At 40.2% G+C, this 17,889-nt stretch carries 14 protein-coding genes and 1 pseudogene; 12 read left to right on the top strand and 3 right to left on the bottom strand.

What is annotated here, in order from left to right:
• Positions 1 to 24: 24 nt before the first annotated feature.
• The 8 genes and pseudogenes from miaB (at position 25) to AC0SAP_RS00555 (ending at position 9,354) form a co-directional block, all read left to right on the top strand.
• Complete coding sequence (gene miaB, locus AC0SAP_RS00590; RefSeq protein ID WP_286479022.1) at positions 25 to 1,368, top strand: tRNA (N6-isopentenyl adenosine(37)-C2)-methylthiotransferase MiaB; 1,344 nt, start codon at positions 25 to 27, stop codon at positions 1,366 to 1,368.
• A 380-nt stretch (positions 1,369 to 1,748) separates the two neighbouring features.
• Positions 1,749 to 3,245: a leucyl aminopeptidase gene (locus AC0SAP_RS00585; protein WP_473382361.1), complete on the top strand. Its 1,497-nt coding sequence runs from the start codon at positions 1,749 to 1,751 to the stop codon at positions 3,243 to 3,245.
• A gap of 345 nt (positions 3,246 to 3,590) precedes the next feature.
• Positions 3,591 to 4,586, top strand: coding sequence for a type I glyceraldehyde-3-phosphate dehydrogenase (gene gap, locus AC0SAP_RS00580; protein WP_473382359.1), 996 nt, complete (start codon positions 3,591 to 3,593; stop codon positions 4,584 to 4,586).
• A gap of 328 nt (positions 4,587 to 4,914) precedes the next feature.
• Positions 4,915 to 6,147: pseudogene (gene codB / locus AC0SAP_RS00575) on the top strand (cytosine permease).
• A gap of 11 nt (positions 6,148 to 6,158) precedes the next feature.
• Positions 6,159 to 7,436, top strand: a complete 1,278-nt coding sequence (locus AC0SAP_RS00570; RefSeq protein ID WP_473382358.1) for a cytosine deaminase — start codon at positions 6,159 to 6,161, stop codon at positions 7,434 to 7,436.
• 314 nt (positions 7,437 to 7,750) lie between these two features.
• The gene (locus tag AC0SAP_RS00565; protein ID WP_473382356.1) at positions 7,751 to 8,185 is read left to right on the top strand and encodes a universal stress protein; all 435 of its coding nucleotides are present in this window, start codon (positions 7,751 to 7,753) and stop codon (positions 8,183 to 8,185) included.
• Positions 8,186 to 8,308: 123 nt separating this feature from the next.
• The gene (locus AC0SAP_RS00560; protein WP_286479012.1) at positions 8,309 to 8,764 is read left to right on the top strand and encodes a YaiI/YqxD family protein; all 456 of its coding nucleotides are present in this window, start codon (positions 8,309 to 8,311) and stop codon (positions 8,762 to 8,764) included.
• A 221-nt stretch (positions 8,765 to 8,985) separates the two neighbouring features.
• Positions 8,986 to 9,354: a glutaredoxin family protein gene (locus AC0SAP_RS00555; protein WP_094568202.1), complete on the top strand. Its 369-nt coding sequence runs from the start codon at positions 8,986 to 8,988 to the stop codon at positions 9,352 to 9,354.
• A 142-nt stretch (positions 9,355 to 9,496) separates the two neighbouring features.
• On the opposite strand, the gene AC0SAP_RS00550 is transcribed toward AC0SAP_RS00555, so the two are convergent.
• Positions 9,497 to 9,940 carry an Lrp/AsnC family transcriptional regulator gene (locus AC0SAP_RS00550; RefSeq protein WP_094568203.1) on the bottom strand — a complete coding sequence of 148 codons (444 nt, stop codon included), beginning with the start codon at positions 9,938 to 9,940 and terminating at the stop codon, positions 9,497 to 9,499.
• Positions 9,941 to 10,541: 601 nt separating this feature from the next.
• Here AC0SAP_RS00550 and kynU point away from each other — a divergent pair.
• The 3 genes from kynU (at position 10,542) to AC0SAP_RS00535 (ending at position 14,387) form a co-directional block, all read left to right on the top strand.
• Complete coding sequence (kynU, locus tag AC0SAP_RS00545) at positions 10,542 to 11,792, top strand: kynureninase (protein WP_094568204.1); 1,251 nt, start codon at positions 10,542 to 10,544, stop codon at positions 11,790 to 11,792.
• 310 nt (positions 11,793 to 12,102) lie between these two features.
• Entirely contained in the window at positions 12,103 to 13,497 is a 1,395-nt protein-coding gene (locus AC0SAP_RS00540; protein WP_473382354.1) for an amino acid permease, read from the top strand.
• Between the two features lie 68 nt (positions 13,498 to 13,565).
• Complete coding sequence (locus AC0SAP_RS00535) at positions 13,566 to 14,387, top strand: alpha/beta hydrolase (protein WP_473382353.1); 822 nt, start codon at positions 13,566 to 13,568, stop codon at positions 14,385 to 14,387.
• A 139-nt stretch (positions 14,388 to 14,526) separates the two neighbouring features.
• Here the strand turns inward: AC0SAP_RS00535 and tpx are convergent, their stop codons facing one another.
• Both tpx and AC0SAP_RS00525 read right to left on the bottom strand, forming a co-directional pair.
• A complete protein-coding gene (tpx, locus tag AC0SAP_RS00530; RefSeq protein WP_473382352.1) occupies positions 14,527 to 15,033 on the bottom strand; it encodes a thiol peroxidase in 507 nt (168 codons plus the stop codon).
• A gap of 117 nt (positions 15,034 to 15,150) precedes the next feature.
• Complete coding sequence (locus AC0SAP_RS00525) at positions 15,151 to 16,179, bottom strand: PTS sugar transporter subunit IIC (protein WP_473382350.1); 1,029 nt, start codon at positions 16,177 to 16,179, stop codon at positions 15,151 to 15,153.
• 387 nt (positions 16,180 to 16,566) lie between these two features.
• On the opposite strand from AC0SAP_RS00525, the gene AC0SAP_RS00520 reads away from it, so the two are divergent.
• A complete protein-coding gene (locus AC0SAP_RS00520) occupies positions 16,567 to 17,754 on the top strand; it encodes a M20 aminoacylase family protein (protein ID WP_473382348.1) in 1,188 nt (395 codons plus the stop codon).
• Positions 17,755 to 17,889 lie beyond the last annotated feature (135 nt).

The raw sequence follows: 17,889 nt of genomic DNA, 5'->3' as shown, positions 1-17,889 counted from the left end.
AACTTGCGAGATTTATAACTAGTTATGTCCACAGTACAATATAAGAAATTTTATATTCAAACCCAGGGCTGCCAGATGAATGAGTATGACTCAGAGAAGATGGCAGACTCACTCAAAGCATTTTGCAACTTAGAACAGACCGACAAGATTGAAGAAGCAGACCTTTTTATACTCAATACCTGCTCAATTCGTGAAAAAGCACAAGAGAAAGTCTTCTCTGAATTAGGTCGTTGGCGCAAACATAAAGAGGAGAACCCTCACATTGTGATCGCTGTTGGCGGATGTGTGGCATCACAAGAAGGGGAAGCGATTAAGAAGCGCGCCCCCTTTGTTGATATTATCTTTGGTCCTCAAACGCTCCATCGCCTCCCCAAAATGCTCAATGACGTTTGGCAAGGCAATGGGACTCAGGTCGATGTCTCTTTCCCTGAAATTGAGAAATTTGACCACCTTCCTAAGCCTCGCGCTGAAGGCGTTACCGCATTTGTCTCAATTATGGAAGGATGTAATAAATATTGCTCTTTCTGTATTGTCCCCTATACGCGTGGCGAAGAGATCTCGCGCCCCTTTATTGATGTGCTTGGAGAGATCGCGTCACTTGCTGAACAAGGGGTTCGTGAAGTTACACTCCTTGGGCAAAATGTGAATGATTACCAAGGTGAGATGCCCGATGGCAAAATTGGAGATCTGGCACTTCTTATTGAGTATGTCGCTGAGATTGAAGGTATTGAGAGAATTCGCTATACCACCTCTCATCCAATTGCCTTTAATGATCGCCTAATTGAAGCTTATGCGCGTGTTCCAAAGCTTGTCTCTCATCTCCATCTTCCTGTTCAATCAGGATCAGATCATATTTTGATGATGATGAAACGAAACCATACGGTATTAGAGTATAAAGCCAAAATTAAGAAGCTCCGTGCAATTCGCCCAGATATCTCTATCTCCACCGATATTATCGTCGGCTTCCCTGGAGAGAGTGAGGCAGATTTTGAGGCAACAATGAAACTCGTAGAGGATATCCATTACGATCATTCATTTAGTTTTATCTACTCAGCAAGACCGGGAACACCAGCGGCCAATCTACCCGATGATGTCTCTTTAGAAGAGAAAAAAGCGCGCCTTGCCCGCCTTCAAGCAAAGTTAACTGAGCAGGCAAACGCTATTTCACAATCGATGGTCGGCACCGTTCAACGCATTTTAGTTGATCGCCCATCCCGCAATAACCCGAAAGAACTTGCTGGAAGAACCGAAAATAATCGTGTCGTGAACTTTGAAGCGCCTAGCTCACTCATTGGCCACTTCTGTGATGTAATTATTACAGAAGCTCAACCTAACTCCTTACGTGGACGTTTAGTTGTCGCAGAGTAGTAAGACCTAAAAGAGAGATCAACTCAATGTCGATCTCTCTTTCTCTATCTACCCTCTTCTCACTGACTTCCCATCTCTACAATTTGTACAATACCTATCCGTATAATGCCTATTTGTACAATTAAATAACTTACCAGTTGAATATAGAAATTAAAGCCACATAATCCCATTAGCAACAGTAGATAATTTCTATGTTACATATTTTGACCATTAACAAAGAACAGATCTCTTAACCGCGTTACTCTTTAACGACCCTATTAAAATCGCAACAAGCAAAATCTTAGAGGTTCGTTGAAGGAAGAGTAAGATTCTCTTCATTGAGATAGACTAAAAGTCTTCCACAAAAGAGTTACCTCTCAAGGATTGTTTAAAGGAATATTATGAATATCAATAAAATGACTTTTCACGCAGCACATAGCGCCCTCGACCAACATCAGACTGATTGTCTTGTTGTCGGCGCTTTTGAAGGGAAACTAACTGCGACAGCAGAGAAATTAGATACTCTCTTAAATGGAGAATTAGGAAGATTAGTAGAGAGTGGCGATATTAGCGGCAAAATGGGAGAAGTACTTCCACTTCTTGGATTAAACGCTATCAAAGCTAAGCGCCTATTAGTGGTCGGTCTTGGGCAAGAAGAGAAATATAATATCGACATTATGCGTAAAGCTGTTTCGGCTGCAACTCGCTGGATTAAATCAACCCCTGCAAAAGATGCTACCTTTGCATTACTCGAAAATTGCAAGCGTAAAGCAACCTCAATTCCAGCACTCATCCAATCTATCGGCGATGTCCTCTATCAATTTGCAGCTGAGAAAAAAGAGAAAGTTAAAGCGCTAGAGCTCAAAACAATTACAATTTTAGATAGCAATGAAGAAGCAGGTATTGCAGAAGCAGTTGCCTATGGCCAAGCATTAGTTAACGGTATGTCTTTAACAAAAACATTAGCTAACATGCCGGCAAATATGATGACACCTAAAGATCTTGGCGAAGCTGCGCTAAAACTTGCAGAAAAATACCCAAGCATCAAAGCAACCGTTCTCAATAAAGATGATATCAAGAAATTAGGAATGGGTGCTTTTCTCGCAGTAGCACAAGGTTCAAAAGAGAAACCTCGCTTTATTGTACTCGAATATATCCATGATGAGATGCAAGATGAGGCACCTATCGCTTTAGTCGGTAAAGGGGTCACTTTTGATACGGGAGGCATCTCACTTAAACCGGGCGCGGCGATGGATGAGATGAAGTACGATATGGGTGGTGCAGCTTCTGTATTAGGAACTTTCAGAGCACTTGCTGAGCTCAACTTAAAAGCGAATGTGATTGGCCTAATCCCAGCAACAGAGAATATGCCATCTGGCAAAGCTGTAAAACCGGGGGATGTTGTTACTTCAATGTCTGGTCAGACAATTGAGATTCTCAATACTGATGCTGAAGGCCGTCTCATTCTCTGTGATGCCCTAACCTACGCAACACAATTTAAACCTAAAGCGATTGTCGATATTGCAACATTAACAGGTGCAATTATCGTGGCATTAGGTCATGAGGTATCAGGACTCTTTAGTAATAATGATTCTCTTAGCAATAAGTTAAAAGAGTCCGCAGAGACAACTCGTGATTACGTGTGGGAATTCCCTATTTGGGATCATATCTTCCAACCCATGCTCGATTCCAACTTTGCTGATATGGGGAATATTAGCAGTGGTGGTCGCGGTGCAGGATCAATTACCGCAGCTTGTTTCCTTGAGCGCTTTGTAGAAGATTACCCTTGGGCTCACCTTGATATTGCCGGAACGGCATGGACTTCGGGTAAAGAAAAAGGGGCAACAGCACGTCCTGTTCCACTACTTCTTGACTTCATCAAGAACTATCAAGATTAAATTAGGTAGAATAGATTGAGATTAATAAGAAATTATCGTTAAACTCTTACTGAAGACCCTATTTGAAGCCTTCAATTAAAAGCTTTATTACTTAGGGTCTTCTATCGCTAATATCTTAACTTTATAAATCTATTCTGATGTTATAGCTTTTATTTTCATTCCGATTTTTATTTTGGTTTTTTATTCTTATTTTAACCTCTATTACAGCCTATTAGGTAGTTACAACTGTTTAGTGACATAATTGCATAATTGCGCAATGAGAAGTGAAAGTAGAAAATCGCAATTATTCAGTTATCATACGTAAACTATCTAATCTGTAAATTGACTCTCAAAAGGAGATACATCATGGCAATTCGTGTTGGTATTAATGGTTTTGGTCGTATTGGTCGCTTTGTTTTTCGTGCAGCATGCGAACGCAACGATATTGAAGTGGTTGGAATCAATGATCTAATCGATGTTGATTACATGGCTTATATGCTCAAATATGACTCTACACATGGTCGTTTCAATGGCACAGTAGAAGTTGAAGATGATCACTTAGTGGTCAATGGCAAGAAGATCCGCGTTACATCTGAAAGAGATCCAGAAAACCTTAAGTGGGATGAGATCAATGTTGATGTTGTTGTAGAAGGAACGGGCCTCTTCTTAACTGATGAAACAGCACGTAAACATATTACAGCAGGCGCTAAAAAAGTTGTAATGACGGGCCCTTCAAAAGATAAGACACCAATGTTTGTTATCGGTGTTAATGAAAACACCTATAAAGGCGAAGATATCGTTTCAAATGCATCATGTACAACAAACTGCTTAGCACCTATCGCTAAAGTACTTAACGATACTTGGGGTATTGAATCAGGTCTTATGACGACAGTTCACGCAACAACCGCGACTCAAAAAACGGTTGATGGTCCTTCTGCTAAAGATTGGAGAGGTGGCCGTGGTGCATCACAAAATATCATCCCTTCATCAACAGGTGCGGCTAAAGCTGTGGGTGTTGTTATCCCTGAACTTAACGGTAAATTAACCGGTATGTCTTTCCGCGTTCCAACCCCTAACGTTTCTGTTGTTGACTTAACGGTTAACTTGAAGAAGCCTGCAACTTATGATGAAATCTGCGCAAAAATGAAAGAGATGGCAGAAGGTGAGTTAAAAGGTGTTTTAGGCTATACCGAAGATGCAGTTGTATCAACAGACTTCTTAGGTGAAGTATGCACCTCTGTCTTTGATGCAAAAGCGGGTATCGCTTTAACTGATACTTTTGTTAAAGTTGTATCTTGGTATGACAATGAGATCGGTTACTCTAACAAAGTTCTCGACTTAGTAGCGCATATCTCTAAGTAATTTTAATTTCCCAAAAAATTACCTTTTTAAAATTACCTTTTAAATATTAAAATAGTCATGATAGAGAGATCTAATACTCATATATAGAGGTTAGATCTCTTTTTTTATCTCTATCTATTTATTTAAACTTACTTAAACTACTTAAACTCACTTAAGATAAGTGTCTAATATCTAGCTATTTACTTCTCTTTTTAAAAAAAAGATCTATTATGGGAAAGTTTTGTACGCACAAAAGAGGCGAATCAAAATAGTGATTACTCCCAATTGGACAAAACAGACCTATAATTCATAGAACTTTATTTTATCAATCATTCATGGAGTCCCATCGATGTCTCAACCTCAAGATATCAACTATAGCCAAGGTATTGTCCCTCTAGAACAACGAAAAAGTCTCATCTCCCTCTCCTTTATTATGCTAGGCCTTACCTTCTTCTCAGCAAGTATGCTAGCGGGTGGCCGTGTAGGAGCGGGCTTGAATCTCAATAACTTCTTTATCGCGATCTTAATTGGTAACTCATTTTTAGCGATCTATACCGCATTTTTAGGCTATATTGGTGTCAAAACGGGGTTAACAACTCATCTTTTAGCGCGCTACGCTTTTGGTCGTCGTGGGGCTTGGCTCCCCTCTCTACTTCTTGCTGGCACACAAGTTGGCTGGTTTGGTGTTGGTGTCGCAATGTTTGTTATTCCCGTTAGTGAAGTAGCCGGCATCAACCTCTATCTTTTGATCGCCATTGCCGGAGCATTGATGACAGGAACTATGTATTTTGGTATCGGCGCAATTGCGGCACTCTCAATTTTAGCCGTCCCCTCAATGAGCATCTTGGGAATCTATTCTGTCTGGGAAGCGGTCGATTCTGTTGGTGGCGTTCAAGCGCTTGCCGCTGTTGAACCAACTGATCCACTCACTATGGCAAGCGCTCTGAGTATTGTTATTGGCTCTTTTATTAGTGCCGGCACATTAACAGCAGATTTTCTTCGCTTTGGGCGCAATGCTAAAACAGCCATTATTGCCGCAGTACTCACTTTCTTTATCGGTAACTCTCTCATGTTTATTTTTGGTGCTATTGGCACCTTAGCCCTAGGAAAAGCTGATATTTTTGATGTAATGCTGATCCAAGGCTTAATTATCCCGGCAATTCTTATTTTAGGACTCAACATCTGGACGACTAATAATGCACTCTATGCATCAGGACTGGGCTTTTCAAGCATCACGGGGATCTCTAGTCGCAAGCTCTCTATGATTTTAGGATTTATCGGTACCATTAGTTCACTATGGCTCTATAATAACTTTGTCGACTGACTCATCTTTTTATCATCTGCGATTCCTCCCGTTGGAACAATCTTGATCGCCGACTTCTTCATGCAGAGAAAACGGTATGAGCAGATTACAGAGATGAATGCCATCTTTATGAATTGGAATGCGATTATCGCCGTAATTGCCGGCGTTTTAGCAAGTTATCTTCTCGGAGGCATAGTTCCTCTAAATTCTGTGATCGCATCGTTAATCACCTATACACTTCTTGAGAAAACATTAGGTGCTAAAAACCATATTAAATAGGAGTAAGCAAGATGCAACTACTGATTGAAAATGCCCGTCTTCGTGATTATGCCGGACTCTGGAAAGTGATTATTGCTGATGGAAAGTTTGCAAAAATTGTGCCTCAAGATGAGCCTCTTGAGATCTCTGAATCGATCAAAAAGATAGATGCAGAAGAGGGTTTACTAATTCCCCCATTTATCGAGCCCCATATTCATCTCGATACCACCCAAACGGCTGGGGAACCGAAATGGAACATCTCCGGAACACTCTTTGAAGGTATTGAGCGTTGGGCAGAACGAAAAGCACTTTTAAATCATGAAGATGTTAAAACTCGAGCATTAAAAACATTAAAATGGCAGATCGCTAATGGTATTCAACATGTTAGAACTCATGTCGATATCTCTGATCCTTCATTAGTTGCATTAGAAGCGATGCTAGAGCTTAAAGAAGAGGTAAAAGAATTTATCGACCTCCAGATTGTAGCCTTCCCACAAGAGGGGATTCTCTCCTTTCCCCAAGGTAAAGCACTTCTTGAAGAGTCATTAAAGATGGGAGCCGATGTTGTCGGTGGAATCCCTCACTTTGAATTTACGCGTGAATATGGTGTGCAATCATTAGAGTACCTCTTCTTACTTGCTAAAAAATATGATCGCCTCATCGATATCCATTGTGATGAGATCGACGATGAGCAATCTCGCTTTGTTGAATCTGTTGCTGCATTTGCTTATCGTGATGAAATAGGAGAGAGAGTCACAGCGAGCCACACAACTGCGATGGGCTCTTATAATGATGCATATACATCTCGCCTCTTTCGCGCTTTCCGTCTCTCAAAAATCAATTTTGTTGCCAATCCATTAGTCAATATTCATCTACAAGGTCGTTTCGACAGTTACCCTAAACGTAGAGGGATGACGCGCGTTAAGGAGCTCTTAAAAGCAGGACTCAATGTTGCTTTTGGTCATGACGATGTTTTTGATCCTTGGTACCCACTTGGAACGGCGAATATGTTACAAGTTCTTCATATGGGAATGCATGTTGGACAGATGATGGGATATCCTGAACTCAATAATGGTTTAGATCTTATTACCAACAATAGCGCGAAGGTACTTCATCTAGAAAAATATGGTATTGAAGAGGGATTCGATGCAAACTGCTTAATTCTTCCTGCAGAGAATGGTTTTGATGCCTTAAGACGCCAGGTTCCAACCCGCTACTCTATCCGTAGAGGTAAGATTATAGCGACAACAACGTTGCCGGAAACGCACATCTACCTTCAATCAGAAGAGAAGATCGACTATCGCCGTTAATCACTTCTAAAATTGCATTGATCTTGGTCGCTATTTCTATTTTTAATCTTCTGTAAATAATCATTAAGTTGGGTATAATGAAAATGATTAATAGTCGAGAAGAGCGCATCAATAGCACCTTTTAAGGATCGCTCGTTAAGCTATTGAATCAATAAATAACCTAAAAGAATAACTTAAAAGAAAGTGGCAAATATAATACTTGATATTAAGTGTTTGATATAAAGTCTCTATTATTCGTTACCCGAGTATCCGAGACAATGTTGATACATAATATCGATCTATCTTTAGCCTCAACCCAATATTAGGAGTTTAATATGAGTAAACAATATAAAACGATTTTAGTCCCTGTTGATGGTTCTGACGCTTCTCTTAAAGCACTCGATCGTGCAATTGAATTAGCAAAGCTCTATACAAGCAAGTTAGTGATTGCTCACGTTATTGATGTTCGCTCATATTCATTAGCGATTGCTTACCGTGAGCCACTTGAAGAGTATGCAGAAGATAATGCGAAAAAAATTCTTGCAGATGCAGAGCAAAAAGCAAAAGATGCTGGACTTACAGATATCGCAACATTGAAGAAAGAAGGCTCACCAAGATCAGTGATCGCTAAGAAGATCGCTCCTGAAGTGAATGCGGATCTTATTGTCATGGGGGCAACAGGTTACGGCATGGTAGAGAGAATGTTTGTTGGATCTGTCTCTGAAAGCACCGTTCGCCACTCAACTTGCGACATCATGATTGTTCGCTAAACAAAAATGAAAAGATAGTAACGATATAAAGAGCTCTTCATCCAAAGGGCTCTTTTACTTTATAGTGAGTTATTCACTCCCCCAAGACAAATTATAAAAATAGAGATTAAGAGGGCGATCAAAATGGCACAAATTTTAGTAGATGCTGATGCTATCCCCAATGTATTAAAAGAGATTCTCTGTCGAACGGCAATTCGCGAGAAGATCAAGGTGATCTTTATTGCCAATCAGCCCACAAAATTACCCCGCTCCCCATACCTTCAAGCGATACAGGTCCTATCAGGGTTTGATGTAGCGGATCAACGAATCGTCGCAATAACAGAGAAAGATGATCTCATCATCACAGCCGATATCCCATTAGCGAAAGATGTTCTCGATAAAGGGGGGATTGCCCTTAACCCTCGTGGAGATTTTTATGATTTAGGAAGCATCAATGCCAAACTTGCCATGCGAGATTTTAATGAATTACTTCGTGGTAGTGGGATACAGACCAAAGGCCCTGAACCGCTCAATCAACGAGATCGCCAAAACTTCAGTAATAGTCTCGATCGCTGGTTGCGTGATCATCACCGTGCTTGAGAGATGACCTGAGTAGAGATGATCTAAATAGAGATGATCCAAACAGAAGCTTACAGGACATAACCCCCATTTTGACTTCCCTCTTTCACCATTTCTCCGTTTCTCATTTCTCGGAAAGCTTGATACACTAAGCCCTTCTCTATTTTGGCCTCTTCTCGCCATCCCTTCTCTATCTCTCCTTACGGAACCATGTTAATAGAGTTATTATAAAAGGATTTAATATGAAACTGATACGTAATATTCTAGGTAAAGCAATTCTCTTTTTTGATAGTACTTTTGCCCCTACTCCCGTTAAACGATCAGCGGAAGCGCAAGCAAAGATGGATCAAAAAACAGCTCATCTTGCACTCTATCAATTCCACATGTGCCCTTTCTGCGTTAAAGTGCGTCGCACCATTAAAAGACTCAATCTCAATATTGAATTGAGAGATGCAAAGGATAATGCACAGTTTGCAGAAGAATTACTGACACAAGGTGGAAAACGTCAAGTCCCCTGCCTTCGCATTGAAAATAGTGATGGTACGGTAAACTGGATGTATGAATCGGATGCTATCAATCAATATCTTGAGAAGATTGCTCACGAAGCTTAAACCTTATCACAATAAGGTTTCTCTTATTCCATAACCCTCTTATTACCCCATAAACTATGAGCCCGAAAGAGTAGATCAATAAAATTTACTCTTTCGGGCTCTACTTATCTGTCTCTAACTATCTACTTCTAACGACCTGTTTCTACATCTTCTTAACATCACTAATCACAATCTTTGAATGGATCTTAATAATGCCGGAGATCTTATTCAATTTATGAGTAATGAAGTAGGAGAAAGTGGAGAAATTATTGGTTCTCACATGAAGCAGATAATTTGACTCTCCAGTGATGATATAAGCATTAATGACCTCAGGGAGTGTCGCTATGTGATCACAAAAATGTTGATGACCCGATTCATCGAGATGCATAAGACCTATCTCAACAAAGGCTTCAATCTCTCTACCTAGCTTCTTCTCATCTAAAACAGCGCGATATCCCTTAATAATCCCACTATTTTCAAGCTCTTTAACTCTTCGATGACACGCTGAAGGGGAAAGCGATATTCTTTCAGCTAAATCTTGATTCGATAATCGACCATCATCCTTCAGTGCACGTAAAATCTTTAAATCTATTTCGTCTAGTTTCATTTAGAATCTCCTCTCTTTTTATCTCATCTTACCGCATTTAATTCTAAAAAATAGTTTTCTGAGTTATTTATTTGCAATAAAATTCATTAAACTTCGTGCTAAATTGGAACTGCAATTCTTAAAAGAGAATAAAATGGAAGATAAATTAGAAGATATGATTAAAATGATCAATAAACGACTAAAAGGTGATTAAATTTTCGTTAATTATTCATTATTTGATTTTGAAAAATCACGCGATTTAAATCAAGAAAATGGATAATAATATCAGCCAAAAAATGTCGACAAGGCACTGTAAATGAGGGCTAACACTAATTAATGATCGCCAGTTTTAGTAAGCTTTTTTTAATAAGCTTTCTAAAAATAGATGGGGTGGGGATAGAGCTAATACTCTCACCATTTATAAATAAATTATTTATGGATAAATCATAAAAATCATACTAATCATTTATAGATAAACAGTAAAGCGATCAATAACATAATTTAAATACTATTAAAAAACAGTGAAAATAGTAAAAATAGTAAAAATAGTAAAAATAGTAAAAATAGTAAAAAAATAATAGAAAGTAATCGATAAAACAACTAAAGTACCAAGGAGAATATTATGATCACACTTCAAGATTGTCTGCAGCATGATCAGAACGATACATTAGCCCACTTTAAGGAACAATTTGCGCTTCCAGAAGGCGTTATCTATCTCGACGGGAACTCTCTCGGTGCCCGTCCGAAATCAGCAGAAGCACTCGCAGCAGAAGTGATTATGAAAGAGTGGGGAAATGATCTTATCAATAGTTGGAATAGCAATGATTGGTGGAATCTTCCGACACGCTTAGGGGATAAAGTAGGTCAACTTGTCGGTGCCAAAACAGGAGAGACTGTCATTACCGATACAACCTCCCTCAATCTCTTCAAAGTATTAGCGAGCGCGATCCATATTCAAGAAGAGAAGAATCCTCAACGTAAAGTCATTATTGCCGAAAGAGATTCTTTCCCAACAGATCTCTATATTATCCAAGGGTTTACCCAATTTTTAGATCGCGGTTATCGCATTGAGCTGATTGATCATCCTGATGATCTCGCCCATACAATTGATGAAGAGACGGCCGCTATTGTTCTCTCTCATGTCAATTACCGTACCGGCTACTTCTATGATATGGCAGAAACAAATAGAATCGCACATGAGAAAGGCGCATTAGTGATCTGGGATCTTTGTCACTCTATCGGTGCAGTTCCCATCGATCTTAATGGCAGTGATTCCGATTTTGCTGTTGGCTGTACCTATAAATATCTCAATGGTGGCCCTGGATCCCCCGCAATGCTCTGGGTTCATCCTCGTTATCAAACTCGCTTTTGGCAACCTCTCTCTGGCTGGTGGGGGCATGAACGCCCATTTGATATGGCTGTAAAGTATGAGGCAGCATCGGGCATTCGTCGCTATCTATGTGGAACACAACCAATTATCTCCATGTCACTCATTGAATCAGGTGTCGATATCTTCCTACAGACAGATATGGAGGAGATTCGTAAAAAGTCATTGGCCCTTACCGATCTCTTTATCCAACTAGTTGAGCAAGAGTGTCATCAATATGGTTTAAAACTGATTACACCTTTAGATCATCACTATCGTGGTAGCCATGTTAGCTTTGAACATAAAGAGGGGTATGCCGTCATTCAAGCTCTTATTGCCCGCGGTGTTATTGGTGATTATCGTGAGCCTGAGGTAATGCGCTTTGGTGTAACACCACTTTATCTCAGCTATAGCGATATTTGGAATGCTGTCGCCCATATTAAGGCGGTATTTGAAAATAGAGAGTGGGAGAATCCTCGTTATCAACAAAGGGGAGATGTGACCTAAGTTCATATCTCATCATGCGCTATTGTCGAGACAGATGAAACTGACGCCATATCGATTGGTTCATATCGGCTGATTCATATCAATTTTATTAACCCTAATCGACAATAGCGGCCACTATCTATCAACAAAAGTAAACTTTAAGAGCCAAATAGGATTAAAATCGAAAGAGATAGCTAATGGCAGAAAAATGGGGTACTTCTTAGTAAAAGAATAACAAGAACAAAAAGAATAAAAATGGCAGAAGTTATCAGCCACCATCAAAAACAGAGGAATTTAAGATCGTCATCATATAAGATCTTAGGAGGATACAATGAGTAGCTTTGATAAAATTCAAGCTCGTGAAGCAGGTCTTCATAAAAAATTAACCGGCAAGCAGATGGCGATGATCGCTATCGGTGGTGCTATTGGTACAGGACTCTTCCTCGGTAGCAAATTCGCTATCGCTTTTGCAGGCCCTGGTGTTATTGTTAGTTATGCAATTGGGGGTGTTATCGCTCTCCTCTTAATGGGGTGCTTAGCTGAGATGACCGTTCAACATCCTACCTCAGGTTCATTTGGGGCTTATGCAGAACATTATGTTCATCCTTTAGCTGGCTTTCTCATTCGTTATAGCTATTGGGCCTGTATCGTCTTAGCGGTAGGGACTGAGGTTACCGCAGTTGCCGACTATATGAAATTTTGGTTCCCCGACATCTCTGCTTGGATCTGGATAGTTCTCTTTTCTACCGCACTCATCTATGTAAATGCATATAGTGTTAAAGCATTTGGATCAGTGGAATATTGGTTCTCAGCCATCAAAGTCTTTGCAATTATCGCCTTTATCATTATGGCAATTGGCGTTATTGTAAGCTTTAAAAATAGCGCTGAAGTAAAAGAGAATTTGATCGGAGATGATGGCTTCTTCCCTAATGGCTTTTCTGGTGTCTGGATCGGTGTCATTATCTCTATCTTCAGCTATCTTAGTATTGAAATGATTGCAGTTGCAGCAGGAGAAGCGGAAGATCCTGAAAAAGCAGTTCGTCATGCCTTTAAAGCTACATTGATGCGTCTTTTTATCTTCTATATCCTCTCCCTTGCCCTTATTATTATGTTGGTGCCATGGAAGAGTTTAATTACCCCAGAAGCAACTAGCCCATTTGTAACTGTAATGCAATCCTTCAATGTTCCCTTTGCTGATAGCATCTTAAACTTTATCGTCATTATCGCTGCGCTTTCAGCGATGAATAGTATGCTCTACATCTCTACAAGAATGATGTTTAGCCTCTCACGTGCTGGGGATGCGCCTAAAGTTTTTGGGACAATTAATAAAAATGGGGTGCCAATGCATGCATTAGCGCTCTCCGCAAGTGGTATTGCCGTTGCAGCGATTGTCCATACCTTTAATCCCGATACTGCATTTCCCATTATGATTGCTCTCTCTATGTTTGGTGCACTCTTTACCTGGGGAATGATCTTCTTTACTCACCTCTTCTTTAGAAGAGCGATGAGACGAGAAAAGGTTCAATTAAAATTTAAGATGCCGGGATATCCTATTGGTACATTACTCGGTTTAGGGGCAATCATAGCTATCACTATCACGACATGGTTTACCGATATCTTTCATTCCACCCTAAAATTTGGCATTCCTTTTCTGATTCTTCTTGTGATCTTCTACTCTATTAAGCAGCAAAAAAACGTCATCAAGAGAGATCAACTCAAACTCTAGGGTAAATCCACCCATAAAAAATACTCTTAAGGTTTAAGTAGTAGGCCTTAAGAGTATCGGAGAGAAGGATGAAAAAGCGATATCATTACGATAATAGTGCTACAGTTGCCGATGAAGGGAGAATCTTAGACGATTTTAAAATACGAAGTAAAATCGCTTATGAACGTTATCCCCATATCTTTAACTGTAGCTATTTAACAAAGCACGATAAGATCAATGATAAGAAAGCATTACAGCACCGATCTTTTCTAGAGGATCGAGCGACTTATGATCTATTTCTCAATCAAAAAGAGTCGAAAGGTACAATCCTCTTTATCCATGGAGGATATTGGCAATGGTGTGATAAAACTGATTTTGCATTTATCTCGCAACCAATTTTAGCTGCAGGTTACCATCTCCTCTTAATAGAGTATCCCTTAGCACCAACAGCAACATTGACCGAAATTAATGGAGCAATAACCATTGCTCTCGATTATCTCTACCACTATGAAAAGAGAATCGATCAAACAGAACCTACCCTTCTTATCGGTCATTCTGCAGGAGCCCATCTTGCTGCCCTCAATGCTAATCATCCATTAATCGATGAGGTATGGCTTCTAAGCGGACTCTATCAACTCGAATCGATCGCTAAAAGTCATCTCAATCGAGCTTTACAATTGAGTCCAAAAGAGATTGAGCTACTCTCACCCCAATCACTGCCGGCACCAATGGGCAAAGAGATAAAAATTATAGTCGGTCAAAATGAACTTCCTGAGCTGATCTATCAGAGCCTCAGCTACCACCAAAAATTATCTGCTGAAGGGGCAAAAAGCGAACTAATCCTTCTACCAAGCGATCACTATACTATCTTAGATGATCTCTTTAACCGGCTCGATCGATTCTCTGCCTAGAAAAAAGGCAGCTTAAGAGCTGCCTTAATAGATATTTTAATCCCTCTGTTCCTCTTGTCCTCTTATCCTTCTTTATAAAAGATAGAGGGTGGATCTGTCAGGATACCTCTTATCTCTAATTAAAGAGTTAAAGCGTTAATTAGAGAGATTTAGCAACCGCTAATGCTGCATCATAATCAGGCTCTGTTGTAACCTCTTTAACATACTCAACATAACGAATGACATTATCACGATCTAATACAACAATGCCTCGAGAAAGAAGTGCTAATCCTTCAATCTCAAAACCATACTCAACACCAAAATCATGTGTTTGATAATCTGAAAGAAGATGGTTATTCTCGATACTATTCTCACCGGCAAAACGTTTTTGTGCAAAGGGTAGATCTACCGAGATTGTTAAGACCACTGTATCTTTCAATGCAGTTGCCTCTGCTTCAAATTTCTTTGTCTGAATCGCACAAACACCCGTATCGATCGATGGAACAACAGAGATAATCTTAATTTTACCGGCAAAATCATCTAATGTTACAGGCTTTAAAGCAAAATCTACAACTGTAAAATTAGCACCCTTTTCCCCAACGATAGCTTCTGTGCCGATCAGTGTAATAGGATTGCCACCCATAGTAATACCTGTTCTATTTGTCATAATTCTCTCCTTGCGCATTGCTAAATGGATACTTTCTGCATACTAGCACACCTACCGCTGTAAAGGGGACAAATTCCTTGTTTAAAATAGATACAACAACAGATATCCCAATCTAACTTACTCATAATTGAGCTTCATATCACCTAATTTCAACCATCCTTTCTGATAGAACCAATAAGCTAAAAGAAGCGAGATCACTGCCGGCAATATAAAGTGGCAGATCAAGACATAAATTGCTGTTGTTATTGAAAAACCCATCGATTCAAAAGCCATAAATTGGCCAACAAAACCACTTGTACCCATCCCAGCGCCGGCAGCATTATTGGTCATCTTAAAGAGAACGACGCCAATGGGAGCGGCAATCATCCCGGCAACAGTCGGTGGAATCAAGATAAGAGGTTTACGAATAATATTAGCGATCTGCAACATTGAAGTGCCGACACCTTGAGCTATCAAGCCCCCAAAGCCATTATCACGATAACTACTCGTTGCAAAACCGATCATTTGCGCACTACAGCCAATCACGGCAGCTCCGGCAGCAAAGCCATCTAGTCCCAACATAAAGGAGAGCGCAGCACTCGAAATAGGTGCAGTTAATGCTAAACCCATAACGGTTGCAACTAAAATAGACATCACAAGCGGACGTTGCTCTGTTGCCCAATTAATCAGATCTCCCAAACCACGCATCAAGTCATGAATCGGTATTCCAATCCACTTTGCAATCCAGAAACCAACTAGAAAAGCGATAAACGGAACAATAATAATATCGAGCTTAGTACTTTTATAGATCAACTTTGTAAGTTCCACTGCGATCAGAACAGCCACATAAGCCCCAGCAGGTCCCCCAATATTATTACCAAAAGCCCCTACAAATACGGCAGAAAAGAGAATTAATGGTGGCGCTTTTAAACTTGCTGCAATCGCTACACCTATTGCACCGCCAACAATTTCCGGCTTCATTGCAAAGCTTCCTAACTCGACAAATGATTCCCATCCCAATTGTTGCCCTAATGTTTTGACAATAAGTCCCATTAAGAGTGATGAAAAGAGCCCAAGCGCCATATAGCTCAATGCATCTATAAAGTAGATCTTTGGGGATAATGTGACCCCTTTTTCTGCTAAAAAACCCCGCACACCACGTGCCATTTCTTCTCTCCTCACTGAATATCAATATTTTTAATGGTTGTACAACTCACTAATGCTAGTACAACTGTCTGTCATAGATAAATCTCCGACCGCATTTACCTATCTCCTCTACCTATTCCATCTATATTGAACCTCCCACCTAAAATTTCAACTCAATATCTTTAAACTCTCAGGCAATGTAGCACCTTATTCAAGGCTTAAATCAGGTTTTGATCTGATTTCTGCTCGATTTTTAATACAATCTCTGATGCACTCTCTGATTGCAATCACTAAATTGATCTCTCAATCAATCTTGAGTAGATCTTAAGATCTCGTTATATTGTAGATTGCACTATTTTCTAAACATTATTCCTAAATCATTAAATCATAGATAGAGAGAGGCCTCACATGAATCATCTTAATAGTAATCATCTACTCCCAGGTCTACAAACTATTGCAGAAGAGATGATGATAATTCGGCAGCAGATTCATCAATATCCAGAGTTGGGTTTTGAAGAGTTTAAAACCGCTAAGCTAGTTGCAGAATCTCTAAAAAGCTGGGGTTATCATGTCGAAACGGGCGTTGGTAAGACCGGGGTTGTAGGGCAACTCAAAAGAGGGAATGGTCCGAAGATGGGTATTCGTGCCGACATGGATGCTTTAAAGATTCAGGAGGAGAATCAACTCCCCTACAAAAGTCAGAGGGAAGGAATTATGCACGCTTGTGGCCATGATGGTCATACCGCAACGCTTCTCGCGGCTGCAAAATATATTGCAGAAAACCCTCACTTTAAAGGTACCCTTAACCTCTTCTTTCAACCGGCAGAAGAGGAGCTTGGAGGAGCAAAAGCGATGATCGAAGCCGGCGTTCTTGAAAAGTATCCTTGTGATGCGATCTTTGGATTTCATAATATGCCAGGATTCCCGCTCGGTCATTTCGGCTTTAAAAGTGGTGCGGCACTCGCCTCCTCTGATCGTGTTACCGTAAAGATTCAGGGGAAAGGGGGGCATGCGGCAATGCCCAATTTCACTATTGACCCCATTGTTGTAGCTTCCTCTATCGTTCTCAATCTTCAATCAATTGTTGCGCGAAATGTCTCTCCCTTAGAGATGACCGTAATCTCAGTAGGCTCTATTCATGGCGGAACCACTTTTAATGTTATTCCCGATAGCGTTACATTACGGCTCTCTGTTCGGAACCTCAATGCCGCTGTTCAAGATCTCGTCGAAGAACGTATCAAACAACTTATTCAATCACAGGCGGAAAGTTATGGCGCAACAGCCGAGATCGATTATGTACGCGCCTACCCTATCCTTCATAATAGTCAAAAAGAGAGTGAATTTGCTAAAAAGGTCGCGATCGACTGCTATGGCAAAGAGATGATTATCCCTAACTTCCCGGCAATGACTGGTAGTGAAGATTTTGCTTTTTTCTCACAACAACTTCCCTCAAGCTATCTCTTTGTAGGGAATGGGACTGATGGTGCGCACGGCTGTTCTGTTCACAATCCTCACTATAACTTCAATGATCAACTAATCCCTATTGTTGCGAACTATTGGGTGAATCTTCTCTATCGTTACTGTCCTATCGACTAATAGCCTTTAGCTTAATTCATGCAAAATAGGCGAAGAAAAGGGGCTAAGAAAAGAGGCTAAATGGTGCCGGATCTCACTGTCGCGCTCTCAAAAATTGAGTGCGGCAATGAGTAATCTCTAATCTCAGTCACCGGC

It is taken from the genome of Ignatzschineria sp. PL_is040 (assembly GCF_055813795.1).
The sequence above is the reverse complement of the archived record's forward strand: the minus strand, read 5'-3'. Positions and strand labels throughout refer to the sequence as shown.